At 64.1% G+C, this 19,367-nt stretch carries 20 protein-coding genes; 11 read left to right on the top strand and 9 right to left on the bottom strand.

What is annotated here, in order from left to right; all coding sequences use genetic code 11:
• Nucleotides 1–33 precede the first annotated feature (33 nt).
• Both ABT130_RS29975 and ABT130_RS29980 read left to right on the top strand, forming a co-directional pair.
• Nucleotides 34–885, top strand: a complete 852-nt coding sequence (locus tag ABT130_RS29975) for a phage major capsid protein (RefSeq protein ID WP_350960869.1) — start codon at nucleotides 34–36, stop codon at nucleotides 883–885.
• 524 nt (nucleotides 886–1,409) lie between these two features.
• Nucleotides 1,410–3,119, top strand: coding sequence for a DUF3987 domain-containing protein (locus ABT130_RS29980; protein WP_350960871.1), 1,710 nt, complete (start codon nucleotides 1,410–1,412; stop codon nucleotides 3,117–3,119).
• A 274-nt stretch (nucleotides 3,120–3,393) separates the two neighbouring features.
• Here ABT130_RS29980 and ABT130_RS29985 read toward each other — a convergent pair whose 3' ends face one another.
• Nucleotides 3,394–3,780 carry a hypothetical protein gene (locus ABT130_RS29985; protein WP_350960874.1) on the bottom strand — a complete coding sequence of 129 codons (387 nt, stop codon included), beginning with the start codon at nucleotides 3,778–3,780 and terminating at the stop codon, nucleotides 3,394–3,396.
• A 132-nt stretch (nucleotides 3,781–3,912) separates the two neighbouring features.
• Between ABT130_RS29985 and ABT130_RS29990 the strand changes: the two genes are divergently transcribed.
• On the top strand, nucleotides 3,913–4,167 hold the full coding sequence (locus ABT130_RS29990; RefSeq protein WP_350960876.1) for a GntR family transcriptional regulator: 255 nt from the start codon (nucleotides 3,913–3,915) through the stop codon (nucleotides 4,165–4,167).
• 210 nt (nucleotides 4,168–4,377) lie between these two features.
• Here ABT130_RS29990 and ABT130_RS29995 read toward each other — a convergent pair whose 3' ends face one another.
• The 3 genes from ABT130_RS29995 to ABT130_RS30005 form a co-directional block, all read right to left on the bottom strand.
• Nucleotides 4,378–4,914 (bottom strand): PRCC domain-containing protein, encoded by a 537-nt coding sequence (locus ABT130_RS29995; protein ID WP_350960879.1) that lies wholly within the window; start codon nucleotides 4,912–4,914, stop codon nucleotides 4,378–4,380.
• A gap of 647 nt (nucleotides 4,915–5,561) precedes the next feature.
• The gene (locus ABT130_RS30000) at nucleotides 5,562–5,903 is read right to left on the bottom strand and encodes a tyrosine-type recombinase/integrase (RefSeq protein WP_350960882.1); all 342 of its coding nucleotides are present in this window, start codon (nucleotides 5,901–5,903) and stop codon (nucleotides 5,562–5,564) included.
• Between the two features lie 188 nt (nucleotides 5,904–6,091).
• Entirely contained in the window at nucleotides 6,092–6,322 is a 231-nt protein-coding gene (locus ABT130_RS30005; protein WP_350960884.1) for a UTRA domain-containing protein, read from the bottom strand.
• Between the two features lie 201 nt (nucleotides 6,323–6,523).
• On the opposite strand from ABT130_RS30005, the gene ABT130_RS30010 reads away from it, so the two are divergent.
• Nucleotides 6,524–6,961, top strand: a complete 438-nt coding sequence (locus ABT130_RS30010; protein WP_350960886.1) for an NUDIX hydrolase — start codon at nucleotides 6,524–6,526, stop codon at nucleotides 6,959–6,961.
• A 367-nt stretch (nucleotides 6,962–7,328) separates the two neighbouring features.
• The gene (locus tag ABT130_RS30015) at nucleotides 7,329–7,754 is read left to right on the top strand and encodes a hypothetical protein (protein ID WP_350960889.1); all 426 of its coding nucleotides are present in this window, start codon (nucleotides 7,329–7,331) and stop codon (nucleotides 7,752–7,754) included.
• 489 nt (nucleotides 7,755–8,243) lie between these two features.
• Here the strand turns inward: ABT130_RS30015 and mltG are convergent, their stop codons facing one another.
• The 3 genes from mltG to ABT130_RS30030 form a co-directional block, all read right to left on the bottom strand.
• Entirely contained in the window at nucleotides 8,244–9,194 is a 951-nt protein-coding gene (gene mltG, locus ABT130_RS30020; protein ID WP_350960892.1) for an endolytic transglycosylase MltG, read from the bottom strand.
• Nucleotides 9,191–9,703 (bottom strand): SigE family RNA polymerase sigma factor, encoded by a 513-nt coding sequence (locus ABT130_RS30025; RefSeq protein ID WP_350960894.1) that lies wholly within the window; start codon nucleotides 9,701–9,703, stop codon nucleotides 9,191–9,193. The genes mltG and ABT130_RS30025 overlap by 4 nt, the downstream gene beginning before the upstream one ends.
• A 232-nt stretch (nucleotides 9,704–9,935) precedes the next feature.
• Nucleotides 9,936–10,574 (bottom strand): TetR/AcrR family transcriptional regulator, encoded by a 639-nt coding sequence (locus ABT130_RS30030; protein ID WP_350960897.1) that lies wholly within the window; start codon nucleotides 10,572–10,574, stop codon nucleotides 9,936–9,938.
• A 117-nt stretch (nucleotides 10,575–10,691) separates the two neighbouring features.
• On the opposite strand from ABT130_RS30030, the gene ABT130_RS30035 reads away from it, so the two are divergent.
• From ABT130_RS30035 to ABT130_RS30060, 6 genes are all read left to right on the top strand, one after another.
• Nucleotides 10,692–11,987: an MFS transporter gene (locus ABT130_RS30035; protein ID WP_350960899.1), complete on the top strand. Its 1,296-nt coding sequence runs from the start codon at nucleotides 10,692–10,694 to the stop codon at nucleotides 11,985–11,987.
• Nucleotides 11,984–13,369: a DUF3089 domain-containing protein gene (locus ABT130_RS30040; protein WP_350960902.1), complete on the top strand. Its 1,386-nt coding sequence runs from the start codon at nucleotides 11,984–11,986 to the stop codon at nucleotides 13,367–13,369. Before ABT130_RS30035 ends, ABT130_RS30040 begins: the two co-directional genes overlap by 4 nt.
• A 16-nt stretch (nucleotides 13,370–13,385) precedes the next feature.
• Nucleotides 13,386–14,813, top strand: coding sequence for an amidase (locus ABT130_RS30045; protein ID WP_350927657.1), 1,428 nt, complete (start codon nucleotides 13,386–13,388; stop codon nucleotides 14,811–14,813).
• A 96-nt stretch (nucleotides 14,814–14,909) separates the two neighbouring features.
• Entirely contained in the window at nucleotides 14,910–15,809 is a 900-nt protein-coding gene (locus ABT130_RS30050; RefSeq protein WP_350960904.1) for a proline iminopeptidase-family hydrolase, read from the top strand.
• 144 nt (nucleotides 15,810–15,953) lie between these two features.
• Complete coding sequence (locus tag ABT130_RS30055) at nucleotides 15,954–16,082, top strand: hypothetical protein (protein WP_350960907.1); 129 nt, start codon at nucleotides 15,954–15,956, stop codon at nucleotides 16,080–16,082.
• A gap of 982 nt (nucleotides 16,083–17,064) precedes the next feature.
• The gene (locus ABT130_RS30060) at nucleotides 17,065–17,631 is read left to right on the top strand and encodes a DUF6461 domain-containing protein (RefSeq protein WP_350960910.1); all 567 of its coding nucleotides are present in this window, start codon (nucleotides 17,065–17,067) and stop codon (nucleotides 17,629–17,631) included.
• A gap of 159 nt (nucleotides 17,632–17,790) precedes the next feature.
• Here the strand turns inward: ABT130_RS30060 and ABT130_RS30065 are convergent, their stop codons facing one another.
• Together ABT130_RS30065 and ABT130_RS30070 are read right to left on the bottom strand one after the other, a co-directional pair.
• On the bottom strand, nucleotides 17,791–18,132 hold the full coding sequence (locus ABT130_RS30065; RefSeq protein ID WP_350960913.1) for a hypothetical protein: 342 nt from the start codon (nucleotides 18,130–18,132) through the stop codon (nucleotides 17,791–17,793).
• Nucleotides 18,129–19,142 (bottom strand): CPBP family intramembrane glutamic endopeptidase, encoded by a 1,014-nt coding sequence (locus tag ABT130_RS30070; protein ID WP_350960916.1) that lies wholly within the window; start codon nucleotides 19,140–19,142, stop codon nucleotides 18,129–18,131. The genes ABT130_RS30065 and ABT130_RS30070 overlap by 4 nt, the downstream gene beginning before the upstream one ends.
• Between the last annotated feature and the right edge of the window lie 225 nt (nucleotides 19,143–19,367).

A 19,367-nucleotide genomic window follows, 5' to 3' on the forward strand; every position in this document is an offset into this window, starting at 1 on the left:
CACATACATGTCTCATAGATAGGAGATCGCAACATGGCACTATTCCCGGCATCAGGCAATACCCCTGTTAGTACTTTCATTCCTGAAATTTGGGCTGCTGAGCTTATGGTACCCCTTCAGGAAGAGCTAGTTCTTGCATCCCCTGTATGCGTTAACAATGACTACGAGGGCGACATTCGTGCGCCTGGCGACCAAGTTCACATCAACAGTCTTAATCGGCCTACCGTTGTGACCTACAGTCGTAATGCTGACGTTAACGCTCAGCTACTTGATACCGACGAGATGATTCTTGCGATTGACCATGGAAAGGCGTTCGCTTTTGCGGTGGATGATGTTGACCGTGTTCAGTCTGCGAGTGGATCGGATCTGATCTATAAGGCTACTGAGGAATCCATTCAGGCCCTACGGGTAGCCGCTGACTCTTACGTTGGTTCAAGGATGGTCGCTGGTGCTCTCACCGCGAATAAGAAGACTTTCACGGTAGGTACTGATGATGTCTTTGATACCCTGGTTGATTATGGCGTCATCCTAGACAACGTTGACGTTCCCCTTCGGAAGCGGTTCGCTGTCGTCAAGCCTGAGATCAAGGCAGCGATGCTCAAGCACGACAGGTTTATTGCTTCCAGCTACGGGAGCGAAATTCCCATTCAGAACGGCGTTATCGGCTCTCTGGCAGGGTTCACCATTGCGGTTACGCCTCACCTGCCTACAGACGTTGAGATGATCGTTGGTAGCCCTGTGGCAACGACCTGGGGTCAGAACCTACTTTCCCTTGAGTCTTTCCGTCACCCCACCAAGTTTGCTCACGTCGTGCGTGGTCTGCACGTTGCGGGAGCGAAGGTCACCCGACCTGAAGCCCTCGTTATTGCTTCCGTTGCCCCGTAACCCTTAAATCGTCCCCTTAGGCTCCTCATCCGGCCTGGGGGGCTTTTTTTGTTTAGTAGATGAGTCGATCCGAGGGGCCAGAGAGATTGATTCGCTTGAGCCTTCAGTGGAGGGCCGCCGGCCCGCCTCATGCATGCCTCTGACCTGCGAAAACTTCCCAGATTTGCGCGCAAAAAAAGGAGGCCCCACCGCCGGGGTCAGCCATTAATGAATTAGGGGGTACCCCCCACCCTTTGTGAGGGAAGAAACGATTATTAAAGCAGCTCCAATTGAGGCTTAGTTTCTTTAGTCGGCTTGACACTAAAGTCTCGGAATGGTACTTTCCTGGGTGTTCGGCACAGACGGATGCGCGACGGTAGGCGCGGCGGCAGGACCGAACGAAGAAACGTGAGTGTGAGCGGGAAGCGCTCAAACGCTCAAACGGCTGACTCTCCTCAGCCGAGACATGAAGCAGGCCCCACCAGACGCATGGATTGGCGTCTCTGACATCTGGTGAGGCCCGACACAGGAAGGCTATCAAAGCCATGTCCGTCAACACCCGTCCCCAGGTCTCTCCCATCGTCTTCTCTGGCGTCCTAGGAAGCACCGTCAGGGCACTAGCCCCCTACAGTGAGGCCGACTCGGTGGGCATCCTGGGGAGCCTTCTCAGCGCGTTCTCCGCTGCTGTGGGCAACCTTCCTAACGTCTGCTTCGGCACTCAGTCTCAGACGCTCACGGTCTGGTCTGTCCTTGTCGGGAACACCGGGCTCGGACGGAAGGGCACGGCTACCCGTGCGGCTCTCGATGTCCTCCGTACTGCCCTGCCCGACTGGACTAAGGGCAACATCCTTGAGGGATGCCCTCAGTCGGGACCTGCCTACGTGTCCACTCTGGCGGACATGGGCGGTACGGCTCTCATGCTGGAAGAGGAGTTCGCAGACCTCCTCAAGGTCTCGGCACGGTACAAGAACATGGGCAAGGCCCTGCGTAGGTCCTGGGAAGGTGCGTCCGTCAGCAACCGGACCAAGGAAGCCGTGATCCACGTCGATGCTCCCCACGTGGCCATCATCGGCAACGTGACCCCCACCGAGTGGGGTACCTCTGTCGGCAAAGCCGACAAGGCAGGCGGCACCTTGAACCGCTTCCTGCCGCTCTATGTCGAGCGGTCCAAGAGGATCAAGCTCTCTGACCAGATCTCGGCAACCGAGTGGTCTCACCTCATCAAGCCTCTCGCTGCCGCTCTCAAGGCCGCTGTCCTGTTCGCCAGGAACACGGAAGAGGTCACCCTGTCGGGTGAGGCTCTGAGGCTCTGGGATGACCAGCTCTGTGAGGCCATCGAGTCTCTGACGATCGGCCGTGAGGCTATGGAACAGTTCGCTGCCCGTGGCACCGATCAGGCTATGAGGATCGCTGCCCTCTACGCTCTCGCTGACCAGCGTGACGAGATCGCTCCCCAGGACCTTGATGCCGCTGTCGGCCTGGTCACGTACATGGCTGAGACAGTTCAGTTCCTCAGCCCCGACGTGACCGAAGCGGGGGCTTCCCTTCCCCTGGAGAAGCGCATTGAGGCGTTCGTTCGGCAGGCCGGTGAGGATGGCGTTCCCGCTGGGGACCTGTACCGGAAGTTCGGGATGAAGAAGGCCGAGATGGAGGCCCTTGTTACGGGTCTGCCCACGGTGGAGATCGTCACGGGTAAGTCCACGGGTGGCAGGCCCCCGAGGTTCTACCGCTACGTTCCCGAGACGGCTACCCCGGACGAGGAGACCGAAGTTACCGAAGTCGAGACGGAGGAGACCAAGACGGCCTCTGTCCTGACCAAACTTACTGAAGTGGTTCCTACTGTTGACCTCATGGCCGATGAGGACTGGTGGACTGAGACGGAAGAGGAGAAGGCTCTTGCCGAGAGCCTCAAGGCCCCGATCACGGAAGCCCCGAAGGAAGAGGACAAGTCTCCCGTTCCCTCTGCTGTGGAGGCCCTGAGGGCTCTCATGGAGGCCCCGAAGGAAGAGATCAAGCCTGAGGTCAAGCCATCCGGCCTGTCCGCTGTGGAGGCCCTTCAGGCTCTCCTGAGTGGTGCCAGCAAGGCCAATGAGCCCGTGAAGGCGGTCAGGCTTGAGCCTGCCGCGACGGTCGATGTCAGCAAGGCTGAGGTTCGCCCCCTGGGAACCAAGGCTGTCCCTCCGGTCATCTTCCAGGCCCCGACTTCTGACGACTCGGACATGACCCTTGAGGTCCTGGTGGACGTAGCGGCCTGACCGAGGAAAGAAGAACCCCCCGGTTCAGACCGGGGGGTTCTTTGGGTTGTGGGAGTGGGTTAGACGGGTGGTAGTAGCTGTATGGCGAGCGTGCCCTGAGGGCGCTTGATCCCTAGCCCTTCATCGACACGGGCACGGATGCACGGCCAGGGTTCGGGGGCAGGGTGACACACGGTGCAATGCAGGTCTCCGCAACTGGCGACACAGGATGAGTTGCCGCACCAATGAGGCAACCAGTCCGCACACGCCATAGGGCGGCGAACACCCTGGATGCTCACGACGTGATGCCCCGAAGGATCTCGGCGAGCAAGGCCGCGACAGTCCCAGGACTGTTCAGATCGTTGATCTTGATCGCAGACTCTTCCCCTTCACGGTGGGGAGACTTGACGACATAGGAGACCGACCGGCCACCAGTCGTGGTCACGGTGGCTGCGTGCCGTCCGGAGTAGAACACAACCAACTCGGTTGGCCGGTAGGTGCGGAACTGATGGGTTGTCCGAAGGTTCACATCAAGCTTGATCGTCAGAACGATCATGGATCGGATGCCGTTGTCAGCGAGAAGCCCCATGACGTCCTCAAGGGCTTCCGCTTGTTCCTTGGCCTTCCTCTCGGTGATCGCGCCGTCAGTGATCGCGTTCTGATCGAAGATGCGTGAGTTCACTGGCCTCTCCCGTCTGCCTTGGTGACGGGATCGAGATTACCCAACCTTCCTAGTCATTCCTAGAGGTTCCTATAGGTACCACTGGGTACCTCTGGTAACGACAAGCGCCGTTCGGCTACCTAGCCTTGTGTCATGATCGAATTCCGGCCTGATCAGCTCAAATGGCAAGCTGTTCTTGAGGAGATACGGCGACGCATCAAGGACGGCGAGTATCAGCCAGGTAGCCCGATTCCGGGCGAACCTCGCATGGCCGATGAGTTCGACATCTCCAAGGGGACAGCCCGCAGAGTGATCAATGCACTTCTGGAGTCGGGCGAGGTCTACACAGTCATGGGCAAGGGAACGTTCGTTGCCCGTCGCGAGAGCGAGGATCCTCCGGCAAGGTGAAGGCCCCCCGCTCAACGAGCGAAGGGCCTTCGGGCCTCCACGGTCGGCCGTGTGTCACCAAGACAAACCAAGAGGCATGACCAGGGTAGGTCTTCAAGGTCAGATCTGACGACTTGTGGAGCGCTAAGGTTTGAACCTGCGCCCCCTTACTCCTTACGTCGCGAAGCACCCGGTGACGCTACTCCTGTTTGGATCGATGGATCATGTCGCCTAACCTTGAATGATATCAACTAATTCTTGAAGACCGACACCGATCACGCCGCCCAGTATCGCCCCAAGAAGGAGATAGGTGATCTGGCCCTTACGTTGTCCTCGCATAAAGTAACTAACTAAGTTACTTGTCTGAAGTTTAAGCAGCTCATCCACTGCATCAGCCGCTCTTTGTTGAGCTTTAGCATACTCTCGGCTTTCGATGGCATGCTTATTATTCTGCTCAGCTTCTACTCTTAGGCGTTCGGCCATTGCAGCACGTGCCAATATGGCGGACTCAAGCTCAGATAGCTTGCGCGCATCACGAGAAAGGCTCTCAGCAAGAACCGACAACTGCTTTTCAAGGCTAAGTTCACTCGCCGGTGATGCTACTGGGAAAAATTCGTTTCTACGCAGCCATGCTGCCATCACTAGGAAGACTGCAGATACAGTACTCGTGCCCAAAGAAACAAAAATGAGGTTGGGAGCATCTCCAACGAATCCGAAGATCAGCATCAATATCGCCACAACAACGAGACCGGCTGAGATGAGCAGCACTCTCACCCTCCACAGGAGTGATCATCCGAGGACAAGGGTGACCATAAGGCATAGATAGCTGCCATGCGTCCGAAACGAGAAAAATTTCTTTCGCTAGGACGACCCGGCGAAAGTCGGCAAATTGCTCTCCTGGGGAGCTTTGCTCTTTCTGATCTCCGGCCGCGTAAAAGATCAAGTAACAACTCTTCCGCGAGCATCAGCTACTACCTAGGGGCGCTGCGGTCATCTCCTTGCCGGGCACAGGTGTAGCCATACCGGACCGGACACGCCAGGTCATGCCGTCACTCGCGTGTACCTGCTCCCGGTGAGCTTGCCCGTTCGCTGATTGTCTTGCTCGCACGATGACGGCTTGACCTGGTGGAGTCGGCCTGATGTCCCTTGTGGTGACCGGTCAGGAGATGACCGCAGCGCCCTCTCAGACCCGCGCATCTTTCCCCTGATCAGTAACCCTTTTTAGAGATCCAGCGAGTCAACATTTCGTCAACAGAAGGGGGTGGAACAGGTGACATCGGACCCCACTAACCTCCAATGCCCATCGCTCGAATCTGCCTTCTGACCTGGCTAAACAGCAGAAGTCCGGAGCACCCTGGAGTACTCCGGACTTCGTTCGGCATAACCGTAGGTTCTGGGTTCGAGTCCCAGGCGCCCTACCCCAATGAGCTGGGCAGGCTTCCCTTTTCCATGATCGGGAAGCCTGCCCGGTTTCGGTTATTACCGGTCCGTTGCCGCCAGCCGTCCCACAGCGCCCGTCCCATCCGGCCCGCCGCCTCGGCGAGCGTCTCCGTGATGTGGGTGTACCGCTTGATCGTGGTCAGCCGGGAGTGGCCGAGGACCGCCTGAATCACCCGGATGCCCACCCCCTGTTCGAGCAGGAGCGTCGCGGCGGTATGGCGCGCGTCGCGAACACGGACGTCCTTGTCGATCTCGGCGAGTCGCAGGAGTTCCTTCCAGTCCTCCCCGGATCGATCGGGCTTCCGTCCGGCGTGCACCACACGAGATCCCAGTCCCGCCACCTGGCCCCCGCCGCCTCTCGTTCGAGCCTCTGAGACTCCTTGTGGAGCTTGAGAAGAACGATCAAGGGAGGAGCAGAGCGATGGACCGTTTGCCCTTGCCCTTCGGCCTGGTGAACGTCCAGCCCCCGACGCGATCCGGGCAGGCAAGCGCGCGCTTGGCACAGTCACTCGACCTGGACCGGCGACATCCTGATCCCGGCCGGAGCGGCGTCCGCGCCGTAAGCGTAGATCCCGCCCGGACCGCTGTCCGGCTGTGCGATCCGCGTGTCCCGCGCGGTCTCCGCCGGGATGTACGACACGGCCGTCTCCACCGGCTGATCGTTGATCAGATACCGGCGCGACCGGACGATCACATGATCTTTCGAGCTGACCCCGAGCAGTCCGGTGACCTCCACAGAGGGCCACTCCTCGGTGATCTTGCAAGAGTGCCCCGCTCGATCGCCTACCTGATGTGATCGGCGATCTGCCGGAAGACGGCCCGATCGCTGGTCGGGTCCAAGTCCGGAAACGGCAGCTCGGCCACGACCAACTCCTCAACTCGTACACACGGGTACCGCAGTCCGAGAATAGTGATCAGCAGCCCCGGAGGACATCCGATGGATCACCACGACACGCAGCACTCCGTCAGCGTGGCAGGCGTGATCATCGACGACCAGGGCCGCGCACTCCTCACCCAGCGCCGAGACAACGGCCACTGGGAAGCACCCGGCGGAGTCCTCGAACGCGACGAGGACATCACCACCGGCCTCCTCCGAGAGATCCACGAAGAGACCGGCCTACACGTCGAGCCCGTCACCCTGACCGGCGTCTACAAGAACATGACCCACGGCATCGTCGCCCTCGTCTTCCGCTGCAAGGTCATCGGCGGCCACCTCACCGAAACCGACGAAGCCCGCGCGTTCCGCTGGGTCACCGCGGACGAGGTCCAAGAACTCGCATCCGAGGCATTCGCCATCCGCGTCCTCGACGCCATGCGCCAGGATCATCCGCCGGCCGTACGCCGGCACGACGGCATTCATCTGCTTGGAAATTGAGAGACGTCGCCGAGCTCAACCCCCCGCCGATCTGCGGCCATCCCAGCCCAAAGAATGAGGCGCCTCTCTTCGGAGGGGCGCCTTTAGCATGTTAAGAGCGAAAATCTTTCTTTGTGCGGACAAAGCGCTATCTTACATACACTTCCCATTGATGCGCGAAAAGCAATTCGCTCGATTGTCGGCGGCACGGCAACGACTATAACAAGATTATTTTGCACTGCTCGAAATATGCAATCATCTGGAACACTTATTCACTCGAATCGCCCTGCGCCGCCGCCGCGCCCATCAGTGCGTCCGCGCTCATGTAGATTCCATTCGTCTTCCCCGAAGATCGTTGGGAAGTGGCTGACGAAGAGAGGAAATTCGGGTGTTCAAGAATAAAAAGATGCGCGCGGTCACCTTGGCGGGAGCGGCACTCTGTGTCGCTGCGACAACGGCTCTGGGCAGTGCCGCAGTCGCGGCCATCGCCGCACCGTCGAGGGTGAACGCCCCATACGCTCAAGCATCCGCACTGATCGCCGCCGACGGCAGCATCATCCGGGGAAAGGGAATCAAGTCGGTTACAAAAGCTCCGGCTCTGGGCCGTTTCTGTGTCCAGTTCGAGGACTCCCGGCTAGACGTCACAGAAATCACGCCGGTCGCCACGCTGAGCACAGGTGGATATCCCGGCAGCATCTACATCGACCCCGGAGTCAACTCGCAGTGTAACAACCAGAAGGACACTCTCCTGATTGTTACCACCGACGAGAACAGGGCCGGACAGTATCGGGAGTTCTTCCTGCTTGTCCCGTAGTGGTGACGTAGTGCCTTTACCCCCTGCTTACGGTCGTCGGTCCTGGACGTTCCCCGTCCCTGCGGACCAACCGGCCGCACGAAGTCCCCGCTCCCGCAAACCCAAGGGCACATAACCGCTCACACGGCTCTCCCCGTCAAGCGTCAGTCCTTGGAATTGCGGGAGCTTCGGACTTTGCTGGGATCCATGAAGGAATGCCTTACCATTTGTCGTACCGCGATCACTGCCGAATTGTTCTTATGGGTTATTCAAGGCGGCGGCGCGACGCGCCGCCGCACGGCCCGCCGCCCGAACGGCGGCGGGACTCAGGGCCGCGCGCCGCACCCAGCACCCACTCCCCATGCAACCCACCGCACCGAGCCACGCCGCCCTGAACGGCGTTGGCGACGCGACGGATGCAGCGGCAGCCGCGCAGACCAAGCGTCGTCGCGACCCAATGAAGGTACGAGGGCCCCATCGGTGAACCGAGGACTGCGGAGCGCCGCTCCATCACCCGGTCCTGCGGTTCTTGTTGAACTCCTCGACCAGCTTGAGGAACTCGGATTCGGAGTCGGCGAACTTCGTGACGCCCTTCTTCGGGTCGGTCGCCACGAACCACAGCCAGCGGCCGGCGGCCGGGTTCAGGGCGGCCTCGATGGCGTCCGCGCCTGGGTTGCAGATGGGACCGGGCGGCAGGCCGAGGCGCGCGTAGGTGTTGTACGGCGTCCGGCTCTGGAGATCTTCGTGCGAAGCCCTGCTGCCGAACTTGTTCAGGCCGTACAGGACCGTGCTGTCCATCTGCAGCCTCATCTCGGGCGTGCGGTTCAGCCGGTTGTAGATAACCCGCGCGATCTTGGGCATGTCGCGCTTGTTGATCGACTCGGCCTGGACGATGCCGGCGATGGTCATGATCTCCAGTGGCGTACGGCCGACACGCTTGGCGCCTTCCACCAGGTTGGTGTCCTCGGCGACGCGCCTGAAGCGTGTCACCATCGCGGCGAGGATCTCTTCCGGGCTCGACGTGGGCGAGACCTCATAGGTCGCGGGGGAGGCGAATCCTTCCAGCGCGCCCTTGGCGTAGGCGGGAAGGCCGAGCGCCTCACCGTCCTTGGCGGCCCGCTCGAACTCCTTCAGCGGCTTGCCGGTGGCGATCGACAGATCCTTCAAGACACTGGAGAGCCGCAGTCCTTCGTTCACCGTCACGGTGTTCCGGGTCTCCGCACGCGTCTCGCCGGAGCCCTGCCCGGTGAGAACCCCGGGGGCCGCCGTCCGCGAGGACAGGCCCTGGACCGCGAGCGCGGATCCGACCGCCAGCACGGTGACGGCTGCCGCCGCCGCCAGCGCGAGGCCGCGGCGACGGGATCGACTCCGGTTGACCTGGAAGAACCGGCCCGGTGGGGGTGGCTGCTCCTCATGGGCCATGTCGGAAAGAGTCTCGCGCAGCAGATCCTCGATGTTCATCCGAACTCCCTTACGGTGCTCAGTTCAGGCGCCGCCTTCTTCAGGCGCTCCAACGACCGGTAAATCTGGCTGCGCACCGACCCCACCCTGACACCGAGCAGCCGGGCGATCTCGGTCTCGGACAGGTCTTCGAAGTAGCGCAGCACGAGCATGGTCCGCTGCCGGGGTGTCAGCCGGGCAAGAGCCGCGCGCATCACCAGGCGAAGATCCACCATCTCGGCGTGCCCATCGCCGATCTGGTCGGGCAGCCATCCAGTGGGCACTTCCGCGGCACGGGAACGGCGCCGCCACCAGCTCACCTGCTCGTGGTACATGACACGGCGGACATAACCCTCGATGGACGCGGGATCGCGCAGGCCGCGCCACTTCGCGGCGGTCTTCGCCAGCGCCGACTGCACCAGGTCCTCGGCGGCGTGCCGGTCACCGGTCAGCAAGTACGCGGTACGGAACAGCGCCCCTGATCGATCGATGACGAACTCCCGGAAGTCCGCCTCAAATCCTGGATCCACCTGTCCTCCTCGCGATGTCACCAAGCAAGGACGCGGACAGGGCGTCGATCTATGCCGGCATGGCCGAACTGATCTGGATCAAGGGCTGCATGCCCTGGCCTGCATCATCTTGCGGGCCTCAGCCTGAAACGACTTTTTAAGGGGAGGCTCGCGTTCACCTACCAGGCCCTGCCGGACATCCGGCCGGTCAAGCATCTGCTCGACGACGGTCAGGTGATCATCCGCAGTCACATCACGACGAGGGCGCGAGTGCCAAATCCCGCTCGAGCGTCGCGACATAGGCCTCGACGCATGCCACGAAGTCGACGGCCTCCGGGTCGAGCAGCCACTGGTTGGCCATGCCGTCGAGGGTGCCGAGGATCTCGACGGCCTTGAGCGCCGGATCGACGTCCGCGCGAAGCTCACCGCGCCGCTGACCGGCCTCGATGAGCTCGACGACGCTCACCCGGAGGGCCCGGTAGTGCTCCACGAAGAAGTCGTGGGCCGGGCCGTCGTCCTCGAAGTTCTCGGCCAGCAGTACGGCGAAGAGCTTGATCAGGTCGGGTTCGCGGGCGCTGCGGTGCGCGAGGGCGACGATCTCGCGGATGCCCGCGAGTCCGCCCTGCTCGGCGACGTCACGAGCGAAGGCTTGACTGAGCTTCGCACGCTGCTCGATCACGGCGTGCAGGAGGCCTACTTTCGTGCCGAAATGGTAGAGCACCCCTGGCTCGGTGATCCCTACCTGCGAGGCGACCTCGGTCATCCCGGTTCCGCGATAGCCACTGCTCGCGAACAGGGTGAGCGCCACGTCCACGATCTGCTCGCGTCGCCGCACGCCGCGAGGCGACGGCGAGACCTGTCGATCGCTCTCGGGTGCCGGTTTCGAGGCCACGGGGCGATCATACGCCAAAGTTAGTGGTCTGTCAGTTTCGGCCTAGTCAAACTTACTGAGCTGTTAGTAAGGTTCGTCCTCATCGACCAGGGCACCACCGCAGAAGGCGGTTCAGAGATGGCAACGAACGCTGACGACCAGATCACGACGGCGGCGGATCCCACCCCGCCCTCCAGTCCCCCGGCAGCGAGCACCGGCTTCATCGCAGCCTTCGTGGCCGCCGTGCTCGGCGTCGCCGTCGCGACCCTCACTCCCCTCTCCGTGACCCTCGCGATCCGCATCAAGCAGATCGATCCGGACAATGCGGCGGGCAGTCTCTCCCTCGTGCTCGGCGTCGCGGCGGTCGTCGCCCTGCTGTCGGGCCCGTTCTTCGGTCAGCTCAGCGACCGGACCACCTCCCGCTGGGGCATGCGCCGCCCCTGGCTGCTGGGCGGACTGGTCGTCGGTCTGGCTGGGCTCTGCCTCCTCGCGACCGCGGCGACGATCCCGGTGATGCTGGTCGGCTGGTGCATCACCCAGGCCGGGTTCAGCGCCCTCAACGCAGCCCTCGCCGCCCTGCTGATCGACCACGTCCCCGATCTCCAGCGCGGCAAGGTCTCCGGGCTCGTCGGCATGTGTCAGGCGGTCGGCGTGGTCGCCGGTGTCTTCCTCGTGCAGTCCGTCGGCAGCTCGGTCGCGCTCATGTTCCTCTTCCCCGGCGCGCTGGCGGCAGCAACCGTGATCGTCCTGGCCGTGGTGCTGCGCGATCGTCGCCTCGACTCCGCGGACCGCCGGCGCTACGACCTGCGCGCCTTCGCCCGCAGCTTCTGGGTCGACCCAATCCGTCACCGCAACTTCGCCTGGGCCTGGCTCGGCCGGTTCCTCATGATTACCGGCTTCGCGATCCTGCAGACCTATCAGGTGTACTACCTCTCCGATCAGCTCGGCGTCGAGACAGCGCAGATCCCCTCGCTCGTCCTGCAGTCGACGCTTGTGCTCACCGCGACCGTGGTCGTCAGCTCGATCGGCTGCGGATGGCTGTCCGACCGGCTCCGCCGCCGGAAGGTGTTCGTGCTCGGCTCAGCCGCCGTGTACGGCGTGGCCATGATCGTCATCGCCACGGCCGGCAGTTGGGGCACGTTCCTCGTCGGCATGGTCATCGGCGGACTCGCGCTCGGCGCGTATCTAGCGGTCGACCTCGCGCTCGTAGCCCAGGTCCTCCCGAACGGAGGAGCGACCGCCGCGAAGGACCTCGGCGTCTTCAACATCGCCAACGCGGTCCCGCAGATGGTGGCACCGGCGATCGCCCCGATCTTCCTGGCCATCGGGACCGGCACGGGCTCCGGAGGCAACTACACGTCACTCTTCATCGGCGCGGCCGCCTTCAGCATGCTCGGGGCGCTCGCGATCCAGCCGATCCGAGGCGTCCGATGAGCGCGGTCGCACGCACGCCCGGATCACGGACGGGGCTCCGAGGGCGAGTCGCCTCGGCGCTGTCTCTGCTCACCCTCCTCGGCGCCGGCATCGTCCCGGCACCCGCAGCGGCCTCGGCGAACTCGTCCGCATCGAGCTCCGCCGCGCTGCCGCTGGCGAGCACCGTCTGGTTGTGCCGCCCCGGGGTCGCTGCGAACCCCTGCAACCAGGACCTCTCCGGCAACCCGCAGCGCGGCACCGCCGGGACGCCGTTCACACAGCGATACCTCGGCAGCGGCCACGACGTGACGCTCGACGCGACGACGATCACCACCGCAGGAGCCGTCTCCGTCGAGCCCTTCACCGCCCCCGCCGTACCCGCGGTGGACTGCTTCTCTGTCTACCCGACGGTGGACCTGACGCCGAACCCTCTCCTGCAGCTTGGATCACTTCCGCCGGTCGCGAACGACACGCACCTCGCGGTCACACTCACACAGGTGGCTCGCTTCTCCAGGCTGTGCCGCATGTTCGTGCCCGTCTATCGGCAAGCACCCCTACTGAACCTGGCCGTCGGCGTGTTGACCGGCACTTCCACCGATTACTCCACCGGGGCGATGGACATCGCGAACGCCTGGACCGATTACTGGGACCATTTCAACACCGACCCCGTCACGCACGAGCGTCGAGGCGTGATCCTACTTGGGCACTCCCAGGGCTCCGCCGACCTGATCACCCTGCTGCAGCAGCGCTTCGACGGCGACACGGCGGAACGCGAGCAGCTCGTCGCGGCCTACCTGCTGGGCGGGAACGTGCAGGTCGCCAACGGACCTGGTGCCGCGCCCGCACCCGATCCCGCCTCGACCTTCCAGGATCTACCGCCCTGCGAGCGCAGTTCGACGAGCGCACCGATGCCCACCGGTTGTATCGTCGCCTACTCGAGCTACGCGAGCCCGGATGGCCAGGCACCAGCGCCCGACGCGCTCTTCGGCCGCAACACCGCCCCGGACCATCGCATCCTTTGCGTGAACCCTGCCGCCCTCCTCGCCGGCTCTGCCTCGGATGCCGCTCTGCCACTGGACGCCTACCTGCCGACGAACCAGCTCCTCGAGGGCACCGTCGTGCTGCCGAACGGGCACCTCTCGCTGGTGCTCTCCGGCTTCACACTGCAGAACCGGCCAACCGGCTTCGTCCGCTACCCGGACACACTCACCGGGCAGTGCCGGGTGCAGTCGGACGGCTCGGGGACGGCGAGCTGGCTGCAGGTCACAGGAGGCGCCGCCCTCTTCCCCGCTGGCAGCAGCACCTCGGAGCTCGGGCTGCACGTGGTCGACTACAACGTCGCCCTCGGCGATCTGACGCAGCTCGCCGCACAGCAGTCGCAGCACTGGACGGCCACCCAATGACGAACGGAACTCAACGATGACCGCCCTCCACGAACTGACCGCCGTCGAGCAGTGCGCAGCCCTGGCCGATCGCACGATCAGCGCCGTCGAGCTCGCAGAGCACTACCTCGATCGCATCGATCGCCTGGCCGGCCCGCTCGGCGCCTTCGTCGTCACGACGCCGGAGCTCGCACTCCGGGAGGCCGCCGAAGCGGACCGGCTGCTCGCCGACGGACCACGACCGGATCGGCCGCTCCTCGGACTGCCGATCGCCTTCAAGGATCTGCAGCCGATCGCCGGAGTCCCCGTGACGAACGGAAGCATGGCGATCCCGACGCAGACGGCCGACATCGATGCGGCGGCCGTCGGTCTCATCCGCGCGGCGGGCTCGGTGACGCTCGGGACGACGCACGCTCCGGAGTTCGGTATCCCCTGCTACACCGAGACCGCCGTCGTCGGCCGCGCCGCGGTGACCCCGTACGACCTCGGCCGTTCCGCGAGCGGGTCGAGCGGCGGTGCGGCGAGCGCAGTCGCAGCCGGGCTCGTGCCCGTGGGACACGGCAGCGACGGTGCGGGTTCCATCCGCACCCCGGCGGCCGTCTGCGGACTCGTCGGGATCAAGCCCGGGCGAGGAGTCGTGAGTGCCGCCCCCGCCCATTCCTTCTTCGCCTTCAGTACCGATGGCCCGCTCGCGAGGACGGTCGCCGACGCCGCGCTGCTGCTCGACGTCATGGCGGTCGAGCACACGACCGGCCTCCACGAGGTGCCGCAGCGCGCCGGGCGATCGTTCCTCGCCGCGACCGCGCAGCCACCGCGCAGGTCCTTGAGAGTCGCCGTCTGGACGGACAGCGGTCTCGACGAGCCGCACCCCGAGACCGTGCTCGCCGTCGAGCGAACCGCCGCGTTGCTCGACGAACTCGGTCACGAGCTCATCGAGGTCGCGAACCCGGCGCCATGGGACCCGTCCGGCGTGGACGCACTCTTCGACTACATCGCCGGCGTCGTGTCGAGCATGCTCACCGGGCTGCCGCCGTCGGCCACCTCGGCGCTGCAGGAGGACACCCGCTGGATGCTTGAGCGTGGCGACCGCCTGTCCGCTGCCGACTTCGTGCGGTCCATCACGGCCCTCGCGGCGCTTTCGAGCAGCCTCATCGCCGGACTGCGTCCGTTCGACCTCGCGCTCACCCCGGTGTCGAACGGACCGGCGGTACCCCTCGGCTACTTCCACACAGGTGGCTCCGAGCCGGCCGTGCTGCGCATGCTGCGGTGGTCGGCGTACACACCGCTGCAGAACACGAGCGGGCTGTCGGCCGTCTCGCTGCCGATCCACGTCACGCCGGATGGCCTGCCGGTCGGCGTGCAGCTCACGGGTGCACGCCACGGCGACGAACGGCTGCTCCTCGGCCTGGCCGCCCGGCTCGAGGAGGCGATCGGCTGGCCTGAGCGGCACCCGCCGCAGTGGTGAGACTGATGCCGGGCCTACGTGGCCGAACTGCCAGCGGAGGACGGCAGCAAGCAGACGACACACATCGACAGGAGCACAGGAAGCGAAAGGATGGGCATGGTCTACGCCGAGCCTACGAAAGAGGGCTTCATCGAGGTCGGGGAGCAGCGGAGCTGGTATCGCGTCACGGGCTCCATCGGCGACCGACCGCCGCTGGTCACGCTCCATGGCGGCCCGGGCGCGACGCACGACTATCTGCTCTCGCTCACCGAGCTCGCCGGGCCGGGCCGGGCCGTCGTGCACTACGACCAGCTGGGTAACGGGCGGTCGACGCGTCTGCCCGGTGCCGAGCCTGGCTCGTGGACGGTGCAACGCTTCCTCGACGAGCTCGACGCGCTGCTCAACGGGCTCTGCATCGCGGAGGACTACGTGCTGTTCGGGCAGTCCTGGGGCGGGATGCTGGCCGCGGAGCACGCCGTACGACGGCCGGCCGGACTCCGAGGGCTGATCCTCGCCAACTCGCCGGCGTCGATGCGGCTGTGGTCGGACGCCGCGGCCGAGCTCCGAGCGGCGTTGCCCGCCGATGTCCAGGCCGCACTGCTCCGGCACGAGGCCGCGGGCACAACCGATCGCGAGGAGTACGTCGAGGCGATGCGGGTGTTCTACCGGCGCCACGTGTGCCGGCTGGATCCCTGGCCGGAGGAGCTCGAAGCCACACTGGCGGCGATCGACGCCGACCCGACCGTTTACCACACCATGAACGGGCCGGCTGAGTTCCACGTGATCGGCTCGCTGCGAAACTGGAGCATCGTCGATCGCCTCCCCGCCATCGCCGCTCCCACTCTCGTGATCAGCGGCCGTCACGACGAGGCGACTCCGGCGACCGTCCAGCCCTTCGCCGAACGGATCCGCGATTCGCGCTGGGTGGTGTTCAAGGAGTCCAGCCACATGCCGCACATCGAGGAGCCGGCGCGTTTCCGCTCGGTGGTCGAGGAGTTCCTCGACGGGCTGCACTGAGCAGAACCGGCTCATCGGCGTGCACAAGATCCAGTACGGTCGGCATCTGGTCGACCCCGCGCACGCGGGGATGTCCCCGGCGGGGGTGGTTCGGGGTGGTGGCATTGCGCCTGCCGAAAACTACATCCATGCAGTTCAAGCGGCATGTCGATATTCGTGGAGGACTCCGCCGAGCCGATCTCACCGGCGTACGTTGAGATCCACGATCTTCCAGAGCCCGAAGCGGACACAAGCCTGGAGGAGCCGGGCAAGCTGGATGACCTGCGCGGATGACATTATCGGCAGGCACAAGGAGATGAAAGGGTTCAACGGTAATGAATTCGTGCGTACTCATCTCGCACGTGTTGGCAAGCAGTAACGGATGAATGTGTCCTGCAATTCTCGTAGGCGGCCGTGGCCGGCACACAGACATCGCCGCTCACGGTGACCCCCCATCCGTGCCGGCACTTTCGGTATTCGATGGTGCCCTCGATGCAAACGCTACGCGGGATGTCCGTGCCATCACGAGTGCGACATGCCTGATAAACAGGCTCGGAATCTCCGCAGATTGCTCCACCTCCACGATAGACGCACGCCGTGTACACGGCGGAATTCTCGCACTGCAGCAATGTCTTCCGAGCGGATCGGCATGTTGAATACGTCTCCGCCACCGGCTCCGCCGCCTCGGCGCACGTGTTCGGCCAGAGCCCGACGACATCGGCGGCCACGCAGTCCGCCATGAAGGCTTCCCGCTCAAATCGTCGGGGCTTCCCGCTCGCGCAGACGTCGTGCTCGGCTGCGGGGGTCTCGCAGGGTTTTCTGTGTGACGCGGTCGGCGAGGGGGTGACGTCCTCACCTCGGCGGCCACCATGCTCGGAGCTGCCGGAGACGTCCTTGGGGGTCCCGTTCGTTTGAACGTGCACAGTGAACAGGGCCCCTGCGGCTATCAGGATGATCGCCACACTGGCGCGATAGCGCATCCTCATCTTGGCTCACCGTCTCAGAATAACCCGCGAATGATCAAGCGGGATTGTACGTCAATGGACCACACCTCCAGGGCGCCTTCACGCCTGTCCCCCCGTCCTCCCTCATGCACTTCTCTCTGACATTGACCCCACGACCGGGGTACTTCATCCGGAAGTCATCCCATTGTTTATTCATTGCGGCCATGTCCGGATCTCAGGGCCCCGGCGCTGACAGCGCATGGACAACGAGCGAAGTTGTCGGCCCCCTCTGCCATGATCACCGCGATACGGCTTCCACGGAAGGCAGATGAATGGGCGGCGCCACGGCAGCGACCTATGAATGGCTCTGCGATGAGTTCACCGACGACACCGACGAGACCTGGCTCTGCGCCGGCTTCGTGCGGGACCTGTCCCCTCGGGAAGCACTGCGGCGGATCCACGTCACCCCTGGCTCTCTGAGCGAGTCAGGACAGGGCGTCGCAGCCTACGCGGCCAGCGGCGGAACCGTCCTGATCGAATACGGCTGGGCGAGAACCGTCTACGACAAGGCCCACCTCCTGTCTGTGGGCACGACCGCGGCCTCGGTGTTCATGACCATCAACAACGAGGGCTTCACCTACTGCGTCGACGGCCGGCAGATCACCACGTTCAGCCTGTACGCCTATTCCTTGAGGGAGGGGTCCGACCCCGACCGGCTCCATGCGGATGTCGAGGATCTCGGCGTGGACATCGACGGTGACCAGATCGATTTCTCCGACGATCCTGTCTGCAGCGCTCTGGCCCTTGCCGAACGTGCCACGGGTGTCCACCTGTCTTCCGCCCGTTTCGCCGGTCCGGCTCTGATCGGATCCACCGACCATATCTATCCTTACCACTGACACCCTTGGCTCATGAAGATCCGGAACATGCGCGGAACGATCTCGGCCCGTCATACTCGATGCGGCGCGAAACTTCAGGTCACGGCACCACACGCCGGATAGGAAGCCCTCCTCTTTTAATCCGTTAGAGGTTGGGGCAAGTCGGCTGACCAAAGACCGCTAACACCGTTTGGGCAGCAGTTCACCCACTGGCGCGACAGTGTGCGTCCCACCCCCCGTGCAACGCCATACAGCGATCTCGTTCTCCAGTTCGGCGCGCAGGCCCCGATCGTGCACCGGGCAGGCGGGCCACATCTTCCACGTCGCCTCCACGACCACATCCTGGGTGGCGTCGGCCACGTCCCGGAGCACCCATTGGGCGTCCCCTCCGGACCCGAGGCTGTTGCCATGGCAGATGCCCTGGAACTCCACCCATGCCATGCCCATGGTGTCCCAGTCGGGGACGATCATCCGAAGCGTCCCGGTGATCCCCGCGGCGCGGACGTCGCGCTCCACGATCACCGGGCGGACGGAATGTTCCCCGGCGTCAGGGGCGGACCGGTCCGTCGCGTACGCGCCCAGATGACGGCGGTGATCGCGACAAGCAGGACGCAGGGAATGAGCATCACGATCGACCCGGCCCCCGCCGAGCGATCGGAGCCCGCGAGGGGGTCGGCGTGCGTGACGATCCCTAGCAGGTACGCGAGCGTATTGTTGGCCGCGTGGATGACGACCGCCGTCTCCAGACCGCCCGTCCGCCACGTCATCAGACCGAAGGTGACGCCGAGGGTGAGGTAGTAGAGGTTCAGCCACGGGTCGGTGGACAGGTGGATGGCCGCGAACAGGATGCTCGACACGACCAGGCCGAGGACCATCGCCGTCCGGGGCCCGCGGCCCCAGCTCGCAGCCACCCGGAACGCCAGCCCACGGTAGCCGTACTCCTCGCCCGCCCCCTGCAGAGGCGTCAGCAGGAGCGTGATGACGAACACGGCGACCAGGTCGGAGAATCGCCACGATCCTTCCGTGTAGGGCGAGAGGAGGAAGAAGACGGTCATGTAGAGCACCCAGATCGGCACGAGCGTCAGCACCGCACGACCGAACACGGCGGGCCGGAACACCGACAGCACGGAATGCAGCGACGCCCCCTTCACCCCGTACAGCCAGCGCTGGATGAACATGCTCCATGGGATCATCAGCGCGATCGAGATGAGGTTCGCGGCGTGGAAGATCGGCGTGAACTCCGTACCGCCCGCGATCGGGTTGACCCTGCCCAGCGCCTCGTCGATGGCGGAGCCGAGGACGGCGAAGACACCGCCGAAGCCGAACAGCCCGACGAGGAGCAGCACGAGCGCCAGAATGCCGCGTCCGATACGGCGCTTCTCACCGGCCAGCACGAGGTGGTAGGGAACGCCCGGCGGAACCGGCCGCGGACCACGGCGGTCCCGCGACGCGTCGTAGAGGACGGTCGGCGCGGTGTCGGGCGGAAGGGTACCTGGGTCGAATGCCGGGGAGTTGAAGCTGTCTTGGTGCATGCTTCCACCATCCTCCGGGCCTCGTTGCGGCAGCAGTGCCGTCGCTCATGAGTTCGTGTGCGATCCGCACGGCATGGGCATGACATTTGCCATACGAGCAGGGGTGCCGGGTGGTCTGATGCGAGCACCCGCACGCCCTGACGGAGACGAAGTGGCCCGCCGCCGCATGACATTTGTCATGCGTAAGTCGTGCGGAACGCCGACGAAGTCATTACGGACGACACT

This window comes from Streptosporangium sp. NPDC001681 (assembly GCF_040298085.1).
Taxonomy (GTDB): domain Bacteria; phylum Actinomycetota; class Actinomycetes; order Streptosporangiales; family Streptosporangiaceae; genus Streptosporangium.

What these genes read in the sequence shown, in the direction of transcription:
- ABT130_RS29975 (WP_350960869.1), top strand. Translation starts at nt 34, where the DNA reads ATGGCACTATTCCCGGCATCAGGCAATACCCCTGTTAGTACTTTCATT.
- ABT130_RS29980 (WP_350960871.1), top strand. Translation starts at nt 1,410, where the DNA reads ATGTCCGTCAACACCCGTCCCCAGGTCTCTCCCATCGTCTTCTCTGGC.
- ABT130_RS29990 (WP_350960876.1), top strand. Translation starts at nt 3,913, where the DNA reads ATGATCGAATTCCGGCCTGATCAGCTCAAATGGCAAGCTGTTCTTGAG.
- ABT130_RS30010 (WP_350960886.1), top strand. Translation starts at nt 6,524, where the DNA reads ATGGATCACCACGACACGCAGCACTCCGTCAGCGTGGCAGGCGTGATC.
- mltG (WP_350960892.1), bottom strand. Translation starts at nt 9,194, where the DNA reads ATGAACATCGAGGATCTGCTGCGCGAGACTCTTTCCGACATGGCCCAT.
- ABT130_RS30035 (WP_350960899.1), top strand. Translation starts at nt 10,692, where the DNA reads ATGGCAACGAACGCTGACGACCAGATCACGACGGCGGCGGATCCCACC.
- ABT130_RS30040 (WP_350960902.1), top strand. Translation starts at nt 11,984, where the DNA reads ATGAGCGCGGTCGCACGCACGCCCGGATCACGGACGGGGCTCCGAGGG.
- ABT130_RS30045 (WP_350927657.1), top strand. Translation starts at nt 13,386, where the DNA reads ATGACCGCCCTCCACGAACTGACCGCCGTCGAGCAGTGCGCAGCCCTG.
- ABT130_RS30050 (WP_350960904.1), top strand. Translation starts at nt 14,910, where the DNA reads ATGGTCTACGCCGAGCCTACGAAAGAGGGCTTCATCGAGGTCGGGGAG.
- ABT130_RS30055 (WP_350960907.1), top strand. Translation starts at nt 15,954, where the DNA reads ATGTCGATATTCGTGGAGGACTCCGCCGAGCCGATCTCACCGGCGTAC.
- ABT130_RS30060 (WP_350960910.1), top strand. Translation starts at nt 17,065, where the DNA reads ATGGGCGGCGCCACGGCAGCGACCTATGAATGGCTCTGCGATGAGTTC.
- ABT130_RS30070 (WP_350960916.1), bottom strand. Translation starts at nt 19,142, where the DNA reads ATGCACCAAGACAGCTTCAACTCCCCGGCATTCGACCCAGGTACCCTT.